The 12,413-nt window shown below is 62.6% G+C and carries 11 protein-coding genes; 1 reads left to right on the top strand and 10 read right to left on the bottom strand.

What is annotated here, in order from left to right; translation table 11 throughout:
• Positions 1-119: 119 nt before the first annotated feature.
• Complete coding sequence (locus PJK54_RS08265; RefSeq protein ID WP_127736140.1) at positions 120-500, bottom strand: hypothetical protein; 381 nt, start codon at positions 498-500, stop codon at positions 120-122.
• A gap of 62 nt (positions 501-562) precedes the next feature.
• On the opposite strand from PJK54_RS08265, the gene PJK54_RS08260 reads away from it, so the two are divergent.
• On the top strand, positions 563-1,045 hold the full coding sequence (locus tag PJK54_RS08260; RefSeq protein ID WP_077371700.1) for a DUF721 domain-containing protein: 483 nt from the start codon (positions 563-565) through the stop codon (positions 1,043-1,045).
• Between the two features lie 203 nt (positions 1,046-1,248).
• Here PJK54_RS08260 and lpxC read toward each other — a convergent pair whose 3' ends face one another.
• The 9 genes from lpxC to murD form a co-directional block, all read right to left on the bottom strand.
• Positions 1,249-2,160 carry a UDP-3-O-acyl-N-acetylglucosamine deacetylase gene (lpxC, locus tag PJK54_RS08255; RefSeq protein ID WP_065392615.1) on the bottom strand — a complete coding sequence of 304 codons (912 nt, stop codon included), beginning with the start codon at positions 2,158-2,160 and terminating at the stop codon, positions 1,249-1,251.
• Between the two features lie 458 nt (positions 2,161-2,618).
• Positions 2,619-3,788 carry a cell division protein FtsZ gene (gene ftsZ / locus PJK54_RS08250; RefSeq protein WP_077371697.1) on the bottom strand — a complete coding sequence of 390 codons (1,170 nt, stop codon included), beginning with the start codon at positions 3,786-3,788 and terminating at the stop codon, positions 2,619-2,621.
• Between the two features lie 40 nt (positions 3,789-3,828).
• Complete coding sequence (gene ftsA, locus PJK54_RS08245) at positions 3,829-5,109, bottom strand: cell division protein FtsA (protein WP_077371694.1); 1,281 nt, start codon at positions 5,107-5,109, stop codon at positions 3,829-3,831.
• 289 nt (positions 5,110-5,398) lie between these two features.
• Positions 5,399-6,124, bottom strand: a complete 726-nt coding sequence (locus PJK54_RS08240) for a cell division protein FtsQ/DivIB (RefSeq protein ID WP_077371691.1) — start codon at positions 6,122-6,124, stop codon at positions 5,399-5,401.
• 3 nt (positions 6,125-6,127) lie between these two features.
• Positions 6,128-7,102, bottom strand: coding sequence for a D-alanine--D-alanine ligase (locus tag PJK54_RS08235; RefSeq protein ID WP_240704185.1), 975 nt, complete (start codon positions 7,100-7,102; stop codon positions 6,128-6,130).
• Entirely contained in the window at positions 7,099-8,511 is a 1,413-nt protein-coding gene (gene murC / locus PJK54_RS08230; RefSeq protein ID WP_271302686.1) for a UDP-N-acetylmuramate--L-alanine ligase, read from the bottom strand. The genes PJK54_RS08235 and murC overlap by 4 nt, the downstream gene beginning before the upstream one ends.
• A gap of 22 nt (positions 8,512-8,533) precedes the next feature.
• Complete coding sequence (murG, locus tag PJK54_RS08225) at positions 8,534-9,610, bottom strand: undecaprenyldiphospho-muramoylpentapeptide beta-N-acetylglucosaminyltransferase (RefSeq protein WP_271302685.1); 1,077 nt, start codon at positions 9,608-9,610, stop codon at positions 8,534-8,536.
• 95 nt (positions 9,611-9,705) lie between these two features.
• Positions 9,706-10,923 (bottom strand): putative lipid II flippase FtsW, encoded by a 1,218-nt coding sequence (gene ftsW / locus PJK54_RS08220; RefSeq protein ID WP_077371685.1) that lies wholly within the window; start codon positions 10,921-10,923, stop codon positions 9,706-9,708.
• On the bottom strand, positions 10,916-12,403 hold the full coding sequence (murD, locus tag PJK54_RS08215; protein ID WP_271302618.1) for a UDP-N-acetylmuramoyl-L-alanine--D-glutamate ligase: 1,488 nt from the start codon (positions 12,401-12,403) through the stop codon (positions 10,916-10,918). The genes ftsW and murD overlap by 8 nt, the downstream gene beginning before the upstream one ends.
• Positions 12,404-12,413: the final 10 nt, after the last annotated feature.

The following is a 12,413-nucleotide window of genomic DNA, read 5'->3' as shown; positions in this document are numbered from 1 at the left end:
TACGCGTGCGCTTCACGCGCCAGAAGCATCCCGCAGATGGCAACTGGCAAACGGCACACGCGAAAAGGAAACGACATCACCATCACCGGCGCCGAGGGCCAGGTGACGGGCAGACTCTCTCAGGACACCAGAGGTGGTGCGCGCGGGGACATGGCATTCGCCAATCCGCGCAGCAGTACGCGAGCACAGGAGACAAAGCGTCGTTGACGCGAAAGATTGGGACTTCTCTGAGCACCGGGACGGATGAGTCGGCGCAGTGAACGCAGGCTCTGGCGGCGGCTCTCGGCGCGAATCACGCCCGGCGCCAGCAATTGGATGCTGGCCAGGGTCAGATTGACGCGCTCGACCTGCGCAGCGCTCAAGCCTGCGGGGAACAGACAGCTGATCAGCAGGCCGGCCAGCAGCCAGCGCGGTGCCGTGCGCACCGACCAGCGACGCGCGCTGCCGCTACCGGAAGCCGGCAACGGTCTCGAGCGTGCTATGGCGTCGTCATGGCTCATGCTGTTGCCGGACTCCTGCTCATGATAGATTGCCGGAAACCACTGAACCGGCATGCAAGCCCATGAGTATAAAGGCTAAGCGTTTCCGCGCCCAGCCCGCGGCGCGCCTCTTGAACGGCAAGGGCCAGCTTGGCAACGTCATGCGCCAGGCGCGAATGCTGGAGCAGGCCCAGTGGCATCTGCGTGAGGCCCTGCCCACGGACATGCAGGAGCAGGTCTTCGTCGGGGGCTATCACGAAGGAACCCTGACACTGATCACCAATCGTGCCTCCTGGCTGACCTGGCTACGTTATGAGCAGCGCAGGCTGATCAGCGTCCTGCGCGAGATCCCCGAGCTTGCCGCACTCACGCGCCTCAACTTCAAGGTCCGCCCCGTTCGTCCTGTCTTCGTACCGGCTCAACAGCCCAGGCATCTCCCTGCTGCGGCAGCGGAGCATCTGTTGGACTGTGCCTCCCACACCCGGGATGAACACCTGCGCCGCTCGCTTGAGCGTCTGGCAGCACATGCTGATGATCTGCAGGACACCCCGTCTGGCGACGATTGATGGTGGTGCGACATCCCTCTCTCTTGCGGGCGACCGTCGCGCCGGCGCTATTTCCTGAAGACAAACAAGCGCGCCGCCCATGAGGGCGGCGCGCTTGTGATCGTTTCCATGCTTCGGCTGGCAAGGACCGAAGTCTGACATCAGGCTGGACGGGCTAGGTCACAGTCAACTTTCTTCAGGTCGTGCTTGTCACCATCTCGTGATCAGACGGCAAGTGCCGGTGAGGCGTAGGAAATCGGCATCGCTTCGGCATTGTCGAAGGTCACGATCTCGTAGCTGTCTGCATTCTCGAGCAGGGCACGGCACAGCAGATTGTTCAGGCCGTGGCCTGACTTGTAGCCACGGAATTCCCCGATCAGGCTGTGGCCCAGCTGATACAGGTCGCCGATGGCATCCAGCACCTTGTGCTTGACGAACTCATCGTCATAACGCAGACCTTCGTCATTGAGGATGCGGTAATCATCCACCACGATGGCGTTGTCGAGGCTGCCACCCAGCGCGAGGTTCTGGGAGCGCAGGAATTCAAGATCACGCATGAAACCGAAAGTACGAGCGCGAGACACTTCCTTGACGAAGGAGGTCGTGGAGAAGTCGACCGTGGTGGTCTGCTTCTGCTGCTCGAACACCGGGTGATCGAAGTCGATGGTAAAGGACACCTTGAAGCCGTTGTGCGGCAGGAAGGTCGCGACCTTGTCGCCATCACGCACTTCGATCTCGCGCTTGATGCGGATGAACTTCTTGAGCGCGGACTGCTCCTGGATACCCGCGGACTGGATAAGGAAGACGAACGGACCGGCGCTGCCGTCCATGATCGGCACTTCCTGCGCGGAGAGCTCGACGAAGCAGTTGTCGATCCCGAGACCGGCGAAGGCGGACATCAGATGCTCGACAGTCATCACCTTGTCCTGACCGTTGGAAACGGCAGTACACATGGTGGTGTCACGCACGCCCGTGGCATCGGCACGGATGTGTGCATGCGGCTCGAGGTCGGTACGCACGAAGACGATACCCGTGTTGACCGGAGCCGGGCGCAGGGTCAGATAGACCTTGTCACCGGAGTGCAGACCAACGCCTGTTGCGCGGATCGTATTCTGAAGCGTTTTTTGTCGAATCATAGGAGATAGCCAGTCAGCCTGAATTTGGAAACAGTGTTCATGATAACAGCAAAGCAGGTATTCAACAAATTGTCACCTACCGCTGATAGGGAAATTCAACATTGCCACGGGGGCACCATTCAACCCTTCAAGACGCTGACTGGAGCCATGTTGACTATGAACGCGCAAACCCAAAACAGTTCTCACTCTCAGCGACATCAATCGATAATCAATGTGCAAGAACTGCCAGGTTCCTCCCTCTCTTACGCAGGCAACCGCCGTGGCGGATGCCTGCCTTTCCTCTTCAGCCTGCCTGTCATGCCATCCATCTGAATCGCCTGGAATGCCTTTTCGCGCCTCCCAGAACGACTTCACCCACCCGGGTCGCCCCGGGTGGGTGAAGAAAGGCAAAGCGCCTCTATCTGACCGCGCTGTCACCAGAAGATGTCATGGACACCCTGTCGACGTGCGCTTACCTCTCAATCCGCCTGACGGCGCAGGAAGGCAGGAATGTCGAGATAGTCATCCATGTCGCGATTCTTGCGCGGTTCTGGCTTCTTGGCTGCGGCCTGCTGCTGCTCTTCCTTGGCCTGACGGGTGACCGTCGGCGTCTGGAGGCTGCGATAATCAGCCGGCTTCTCCACCGTGCGCTTGGCCGGTGCGGTTTCACGCGCAGCCGGCTTCTCGACACGGCCATCGAGCCCCGCCGCCACGACGGTGACACGCAGCTCGTCGCTCATGTCCATGTCGATGGAGGTACCCACCACGATGGTCGCGTCCGGAGAAGCGAACTCCTGCACGGTGGCACCGACATCGTTGAACTCACCGATGGAGAGATCCGGGCCTGCCGTGATGTTGACCAGGATGCCGCGCGCGCCGTGAAGATCGATATCCTCAAGCAGCGGGCTGCGAATGGCCTTCTCGGCCGCCTCGCGAGCGCGGTTCTCACCGACGGCATCACCGGTTCCCATCATGGCCATGCCCATCTCGGACATGACGGTGCGCACGTCGGCAAAGTCGACGTTGATGATGCCCGGGCTGGTGATCAGCTCAGCGATGCCCTGGACAGCGCCTAGCAGTACATCGTTGGCCGCACTGAAGGCACTCAGCAGGCTGGCGCTCTTGCCGAGGACCGAGAGCAGCTTCTCGTTGGGGATGGTGATCAGGGAATCGACATGCTCGGACAGCTCCTTCATGCCCTGCTCGGCCGCCTTCTGACGACGCGGCCCCTCGAACGGGAAGGGACGCGTCACGACTGCGACCGTCAGGATGCCCAGTTCCTTGGCTACCTGTGCCACGACAGGAGCGCCCCCGGTACCGGTACCACCCCCCATGCCTGCGGTGATGAAGACCATGTCGGCGCCTTGCAGCAGCTCGACGATACGCTCGCGATCTTCCATCGCCGCCTGACGACCCACTTCCGGGTTGGCGCCAGCGCCGAGACCCTTGGTGATCTCGCTGCCGAGCTGAAGGACTGTCTTGGCGGCCACGCGCTTGAGCGCTTGAGCATCGGTATTGGCGCAGATGAATTCGACGCCTTCGATATTGCTCTCGACCATGTGATTGACGGCGTTACCACCGCCGCCACCAACACCGATCACCTTGATGACCGCGCTGCTGGAGGGTGCGTTATCTACCAGTTCGAACATATGCCCTGTCTCCTGGATCACAGTCTTTCTGTAATCCCTGTCAGAAATTTCCCTTGAACCAGCCCTTGATCCGCTCCAGCGTGGAGGTGTCGTGCTCATGGCCGTGAACGCGTCGTGCGGCAGATTCCTCCCTGCGCACCGCGACCGCAGTCGAGGATGGCGTATGCCGCTCCTGTTTCATCCCGTAATGTAGCAAACCCACACCCGTGGAATAAATCGGATTACGGACCACATCTGCCAGTCCACGCACATTCTGCGGGCAGGCAATGCGAACCGGCATGTGGAAGATCTCCTCCGCCAGTTCCACCACACCTTCCATGCGTGATGTACCGCCCGTCAGTACCACACCCGCTGCCACGAGATCTTCATAACCACTGCGACGCAGCTCATCGCGGACCAGGGTGAAGAGTTCCTCATACCTGGGCTCGACCACTTCCGCCAACGCCTGGCGGGACAGATCACGGGCCGGTCGATCACCGACACTGGGCACCTTGATCGTCTCGTCGCTGGACGCCAGCTGTGTCAGAGCACAGGCATACTTGACCTTTATTTCTTCAGCGTACTGGGTCGGCGTACGGAGTGCCATCGCGATATCATTCGTTACCTGATCTCCCGCGATGGGAATCACGGCCGTATGACGAATGGCACCTTCGGTGAACACCGCGATGTCGGTCGTTCCGCCACCGATATCCACCATGCAGACTCCCAGCTCGCGCTCATCCTCGGTCAATACCGCATGACTCGAGGCGAGCTGTTCGAGAATGATATCGTCGACTTCAAGACCACAACGACGAACGCATTTCTCGATATTCTGTACGGCATTCAACGCCGCCGTGACCAGATGCACCCGCGCTTCAAGGCGCACACCGGACATCCCGAGCGGTTCACGAATACCTTCCTGACGATCAATGGCATATTCCTGCGGCAGCACATGTAGAATCCGCTGCCCCTCGGAGATTGCCCGTGCACGCGCCGAATCGATGACTCGTTCGATATCGGACGGTGTCACTTCACGATCCTTGATCGCGACCACACCATCGGAGTTCATCGAGCTGATATGACTGCCGGCAATCCCCACGTATACCGAGTGGATATCGCAGCCCGCCATCAATTCAGCTTCCTCCACCGCGCGCTGGATCGATTGCACGGTCGACTCGATATTGATGACGACACCCTTCTTCATGCCGCGTGAAGGATGTGAGCCGATACCCGCAATTTCGATGCCACCATCGTCGGTCGGTTGCCCCACGATCGCGACCACCTTGGAGGTTCCGATGTCCAGCCCGACCACCATATCCTGTGATTTGGAATGTCCTGCCATAGGTCGGGCCAGCTCCTTGATTCTGGTTCGTCATGAAAAAAATAGCGCGATCGGCGGCGGCAAGAATGCCAGAAACCACCCAGTCAGGTTAACGCTCCGTTTAACCCGAAGATGAATTTGCCTTCATAGTATAGAAGTCACCACTAACGGCACACCAGCCTGAAAATACCAGGAGGCGCAAATCCCCGCTAGAATAGGCGGGATTGTCCCGAAATGAAACTGGAGATAACTCCATTTCACTAATATCAGCGCCTCAAGACCTTCGTTCTGAAGTGTCGCCGATTCTCCCTCAACCGTTGCTTTCTTCCAGTGCTGTCGTCTCGCCATGCCACGCCACGGCTACGCCGTTGGGATAGCGGAGGTCAATGTAGCGAATCTGCGACGCCTGACCCCCCAATTGACGCTGCCAGGCTGCCATGAAGCGAGCCAGACGGGCCTCCCTGTCATTGCGACCCAGCATGACCCAGACGCTGTCATTGACCTGAAAACGCCAGGCGCCACGTGGCTCGAGACGCAACTGGGAGACATTGAGCCCCAGACCGCCCAACTGGCTCTGCAGCGCGTCCAGCTCGGCCAGCACCTCGGAACCGCTACCCTTGGGGCCTGCCAGATTCGGCAGATTTCCCAGCTGGGTGACAGGGGCTGCCTTGAAGGCCTCGCCTCTCACGTTGATCAACTCACCATCATTCCAGTAGGCCACCGGCTGCTGCTCGAACAGCTCGAATTCGAGTGTATCCGGCCAGCGACGCGAAATGCTCACCTCACTCAGCCAGTCGATCGCCAGAGCGCGACGCCGAACTTCCCCCAGCGGGACAGAGAGCCAGCTTTGTCCGCGAATCAACGGCGCGATATGGCGCTGGAGATAGGCGGCGCTCACGTGTTCGAAGTCACCCTTGATGGTGACTCGCTCGATGGGGCGGTCCAGCCAGGTCCACAATGCCTGGCCACCCGCCACCATCAGTGCCGCTCCCAGCACCAGGCCGAACAGTGCACCTGCAGAGCTACGCGCCGCCATGGGTCAGTGTTCGCTCTGTGGGCAGGCGGACGCGGCGACGTCATGACGCTCGGTCAGCGTCGTGTCGAGAATCCGCAGTACCAGCGCCGTGAAATCCAGCCCCACATGCGCGGCTGCCTGTGGCACGAGGCTGTGATCGGTCATGCCCGGCGAGGTGTTGACTTCCAGCAGCCAGAAGGCGCCGTCCGCATCTTCCATCACATCGACACGCCCCCAGCCCTCGCAGCCCAGCACGTTGAATGCCTTGAGCGAGAGAGTCGCCAGTTCGGCTTCGCGCGCAGCCTCCAGACCGCAGGGCAGCAGGTAGCGAGTGGTATCGGTGAGGTACTTGGCATCGTAATCGTAGAAACCGCTGTCCGCTTCGATGCGAATGGCCGGCAACACCTCGCCGTCCAGCACCGAGACCGTATATTCCGGCCCCTTGATGAACTGCTCGGCCATGACGACACCATCGAAACGACAGGCATCCTGCCAGGCGGCCTTGAGAGCGCCAGCCTCCTCGACGATATGGATGCCCAGCGTCGAGCCTTCGTGCACCGGCTTGACCACTACCGGCGTACCGAGCGTCTCGAGCACATTCTGCCAGTCAGTGTCCGCCGCCAGGCGACAGGAGCGTGGCGTCGGCAAGCCTTCGACATCCCAGAGCTTCTTGGTGCGCAGCTTGTCCATCCCCAGCGCGGAGGCCAGCACGCCACTCCCCGTATAGGGAATGCCCAGAAGCTCAAGCGCCCCCTGCAGAGTGCCATCCTCGCCACCACGTCCATGCATGGCGATGAAGACGCGGTCTGCGCGCAGCGCCTCCAGACCGGCCAGGCCATGGGCCATGTCGTACCCCTGCACATCGAGGCCGGCCCCTTCCAGGGCCGCAAGCACCGCCGCACCACTCTTCAGCGATACCTCACGCTCGGCACTCACTCCACCGAACAGCACCACGACGCGACCATAGCGTGTCGCCATTTCCGGCTTCACCGCGGTCATAGCGCCACCTCGGAAAGCTTGAGATCCGCACCGGCCAGTGACAGGGCGATGCCGCCGACATCACCCGCCCCCTGGGTGATCAGAATATCGCCCGGGCGCAGCACATTGTTGAGCAGACTCGGCAACGCACGCTTGTGCTCGACGAACAGCGGATCCACCTGCCCACGCTGACGGATCGAGCCGGCCAGAGAGCGGCCGTCGGCTCCCGGAATCATCGCCTCTCCTGCGCTGTAGACATCCAGCAGCAGCAGGGTATCGACCTCGGACAGCACCCGCACGAAATCCTCGTAGAGATCATGGGTGCGCGAGTAACGGTGAGGCTGATAGGCCATCACCAACCGACGCTCCGGCCAGCCGGCACGCACGGCACGGATCACCATTTCCACTTCTCGCGGGTGATGGCCATAGTCATCGACCAGCATCACGCTCTGCTCGCCATTGGGTGCCGCGAATTCACCATGCACCTGGAAGCGGCGACCCACACCGGCGAAGCTGGCCAGCGCACGCGCTATCGCGTCATCGCTCACGCCGACATCGGTGGCGATCGCGATGGCCGCCAGAGCGTTGAGCGCGTTGTGCTCACCCGGCATGGCCAGCGTGATCTCCAGTGGCGCATGCCCTTCCGGACGCAGCGCAGTGAAGCTCAGCTGACCGCCGCCCTGGCGGAAGTCGCTGATGCGATAATCGGCATCCTCGCTGAAGCCATAGGTCACGAACTGGCGCTGCACGCGCGGCAGCAGCTCGCGGACATTGGCGTCATCGAGACACAGCACCGCCAGGCCGTAGAACGGCAGGTTGTGCAGGAACTCGATGAAGGTGTCCTTGAGGCGATTGAAGTCACCCTTATAGGTCGCCATGTGGTCGGCATCGATGTTGGTGACCACCGAGATCAGCGGCTGCAGGTGCAGGAAGGAGGCGTCGGACTCATCCGCCTCGGCCACGAGGTATTCCCCTTCCCCCAGGCGTGCATTCGTGCCGGCGCTGGTCAACTTGCCACCGATGACGAAAGTCGGGTCCATGCCGCCCTCCGCGAGCAGCGTGGCCGTCAGGCTGGTCGTGGTGGTCTTGCCATGCGTGCCGGCAATGGCGATCCCCTGACGGAATCGCATCAGCTCCGCCAGCATCTCGGCACGACGTACCACCGGCACCCGATGGTCACGCGCCCAGGCCACTTCCGGGTTGCTGGTATCCACTGCCGTCGAGACCACCACCACATCGCTGCCTTCCGCGTTGACAGCCGCATGACCGATCGCCACGCGCACACCACAATCCCGCAGGTGCGCCGTCACGGTGGACTCCTTGAGGTCACTGCCGCTGACCTCATACCCCATGTTGCTCAGTACTTCAGCGATACCACACATGCCCACGCCGCCGATGCCGACGAAGTGGATGCGACGGATGCGGCGCATGCCGACACCACGATCAGAATTCCTAGCGTTCAAGGCGAGTCTCCATGCAGCCTGCCAGCATGGTCGCTACCGCGTCGAGTTCCGCACTTTCGCGGGCGCGAGCGGCCATGCCAGTGAGTATCTTGGGATCCAGCAATTCCCCCAGCGTCTCGGCGAGACGCTGGGCATTCAGCGTATTCTGGGGAATCAGACGCGCCGCGTCGGCCGTGACCATCACCGCCGCATTGGCGGTCTGGTGATCATCCACGGCATGCGGGAACGGCACGAAGATAGCGGGTCGTCCGGCAGCGGCAAGCTCAGCGACCGTCAAGGCACCCGAGCGACACACCACCAGATCCGCCCAGGCATAGGCCTCGGCCATGTCGGTGATGAACTCGCTGACCTCGGCCGTGACACTGGCGGCCTGATAGGCGGCAACGGTCGCCTCCTGCTTGTCACGCCCGGCCTGATGGCGCACCAGGGGGCGCGAGGACTCCGGCAACAGTGCCAGCGCCGGCGCCAGCTGCTCGTTGAGTGCCTGGGCGCCCAACGAGCCCCCCATCACCAGCAGGTGAAGCGGTCGCGCGCGCATGGCCTGCTCCCGGGAAGCGCCCTCGGTGTCTGACGTCTGACCGACGGCGGCGATCTCGTCGCGCACCGGATTGCCCACTACCTGCGCAGCGATGGCGGCAGGGAAGGCGCCGGGAAAGGCGGCGTAGACCCGCGTTGCCATCCGGGCCAACACCTTGTTGGTCAGTCCGGCGATGGCATTCTGCTCATGGATCACCAGCGGAATGCCCTCCAGGCGTGCCGCCAGTCCGCCAGGACCGCTGGCAAAGCCTCCCAGCCCGACGACCAGCACCGGCTTGAGTTCACGGATGATGCGTCGCGCCTGCAGAACGGCGCGGGTCAGGCGAAACGGGATCGCCGCATAGCCGGCAAGCCCCTTGCCACGCAGCCCAGCCACTTCCACTCGATGCAGCGGATACCCCGCCTCCGGAACCAGTCGGTTCTCGATGCCACGCGGACTGCCCAGCCAGTGGATTTCATGTCCCTGGCTGGCGAGAGCACGCGCCAGCGACAACGCCGGTATCACATGCCCCCCCGTCCCTCCAGCCATCATCAGCACGATGCCTGCAGAGGGCGTGTCAGCAGGGGCGTCAGAGGTCTCGGGTCGCGAGGCATCAGCCGCAGGCACTGCAGAAGAAGATGACGTCATGCCTTGGCTCCTTGCGTGGTCTCGGGCGACTTGCCGGTCTTGCGCCGCGCGGGACTCTTGCCGCGCGTCAGCAGACGAACTTCCGTATCGATTCGCATCAGAATGGCGATCTGTATGCAGCTGACGATCAAGCTGGAGCCCCCATAGCTCATCAGCGGCAGCGTCAGCCCCTTCGTCGGCAGCAATCCACTGGCGACCCCGATGTTGATGAAGGCCTGGGCCCCCAGCACGAGGGCGATACCGTAGCCGAGGTAGGCGCTGAACGGCAAGCCGGCAAGCTCGGCACGTCGGGCGATCTTGAAGGCCCGATAGATCAGGAGCGCGAACAGCCCGACGACCGCCGTGGCACCGATCAATCCCAATTCCTCGGCCAGTACCGCGAACACGAAATCGGTATGCGCTTCGGGCAGATAGAAGAGTTTCTGCACGCTGTTGCCCAGCCCCATGCCGCTCAGGTGTCCTCGCCCGAAGGCGATCAGGGCCTGGGTCAGCTGATAGCCGCTGTCGTACATGTTCGCCCACGGGTCGGTATAGGTGGTCAGGCGCTCCCAGCGATAGGGTTCGGCGATCGCCAGCGACCAACCGCCGCCGATGGCCGCTGCCAGCAGGACGATGAAGCCCCACCAGGCGACCCCCGCCAGCAGCAGCATGCCCATCACCGCACCGCCCATCACCACGATGGACCCGAAGTCAGGCTCCAGTGCCAGCAAGAGAATCATCAGCATCAAGGGCATGCAGGGCAGCACGAGACCATTGACGACACTGGCGCGCACCTTGTCGAGACGCCGATCCAGATACCCCGCCAGCCACATCATCAGGCACAACTTGGCGACCTCGGAGGCCTGCACCCCGCCGATCACCGGCAAGGGAATCCAGCGCTTGGCGCCGTTGATCTCACGCCCGACCACCAGCACGACCACCAGCAACACGAACCCCAGCATCAGCATCGCGAAACTGCGTTGCTGCCAGGCCGACATCGGTATGCGCAGCGTGCAATAGGCCGCCACCAGTCCGATCAGAATGAAGATGCCGTGACGCATGCTGTAGTAGAAGGCGTTGCCGTCAAAGCGCTCGCTGGAGATCTCGCTGGAAGCCGAGGTAACCATCACCCAGCCGATACACAGAATCGCCAATGCCGCGAAGACCAGCCAGCCATCCACTGGCTGCTGCTCGGTACTCATCGCCTGACGCACTCGACTGGCCTTGTCACCCATCCGCTTCGCCCTCGTTGCCCGCGTCCATCACATGCTCCGACACCCAGTCACGAAACGCATCGCCGCGCACCATGTAATTGGGGAACTGATCGAGACTGGCGCAGGCAGGTGACAGCAGCACGCAATCTCCCGGACGAGCGACTCGCTGCGCATGCGCCATGCCTTCCGCCAGCGTCGCGACCCGGCTGACGCGAAGGCTATCCTCCAGCGCCAGCGACAGGCGTTCTGCATCCTGTCCGAAAAGCACCGCCTCACGCGCAAAGCGTGCCAGCGGCGCGGCCAACGGCGTGAAGTCCGCGCCCTTGCCCTGGCCACCGGCCAGCAGAATCAGCTTGCCATCGAGTGTCGGACCGAGACCGGCGATCGCCGCCAGCGTCGCGCCGACGTTGGTGCCTTTGGAATCGTTGATCCAGCGCACGCCTGCCACGTCAGCGATCAGCTCGCCCCGGTGCGGCAGCCCCGCGAAGTGCTCGAGTTCGGCCACCATGGCCTCCTGCGCGAGACCGATCGCCGTGCCCATCGCCAGCGCCGCCAGCGCGTTGGCCTGATTGTGACGCCCGGCCAGACGCACCTGTGCGGCAGGCATCACGCCATGCAGGCCTTCGGATGCCACGTGACACAGCATGAGCGTGCCGTTCTGCTCCGCCAGACGCCATTCAGCCCCTTCACTCAACTCCTCGCCGTCATCACCAGAGTCGCCCTCATCCAGGCATACGCTGAAGCTGGCGCGCGCCACTGCATCCTCCTCGGCCGGCCAGCTCCAGGCATCGTCGGCATTGATGACCGCCAGGCCCGCCCCGCGGAAGATGGCACGCTTGGCGGCCTGATAGCCGCGCATGCCGTCATGGCGATCGAGATGGTCTTCGGAGAGGTTCAGGAAGCAGGCGACATCTGCCTTGAGCTCGGGCGTGGTCTCGAGCTGAAAGGATGACAGTTCCAGCACATACAGTTCGGCATCGGGCTGCTCGCGCAGCAGCGTCAGCGCGGCGGTGCCCAGATTGCCACCGACCGCCACGTCACGGCCTGCCCGCTCGGCCATCCTCGCCACCAGCGTGGTGACAGTGGACTTGGCGTTTGAACCGGTGATGGCGATCAGCGTCGGCCGCCTGCCCTGCGCATCCCGGGCCTGGCGTTCATCGAGTGCCCGCACGAACAGCGCGATCTCGCCGATCAGGCGCTCGCGTACCGGGTCAAATACGGCCTGACGCGGGTCGATGCCCGGACTGAGCACCACCTCACCAAAGCGTGACAGATCCAGCGCTTCCAGCGGCCCGAGATGGACCTCGGCCTGCGGTGCATGCTCGCGCAGATTCTCGAGCCCCGGCGGTGCACTGCGGGTATCGGCGACGGCAAAATCGATACCACGATCACTCAGATGGCGAGCGATCGCCTGTCCGGAGACACCAAGACCGACCACCAGGGTCGGTCCTTCGGCAGGCACCGGCGAAGCCGGTGCGTGGGAGGTGACAGAGAGGGTCATCGCGAAAGCG

Origin of the sequence: Cobetia sp. MMG027 (assembly GCF_027947415.1) — a bacterium.
GTDB classification, from domain to species: Bacteria; Pseudomonadota; Gammaproteobacteria; order Pseudomonadales; family Halomonadaceae; genus Cobetia; species Cobetia marina.
The sequence above is the reverse complement of the archived record's forward strand: the minus strand, read 5'-3'. Positions and strand labels throughout refer to the sequence as shown.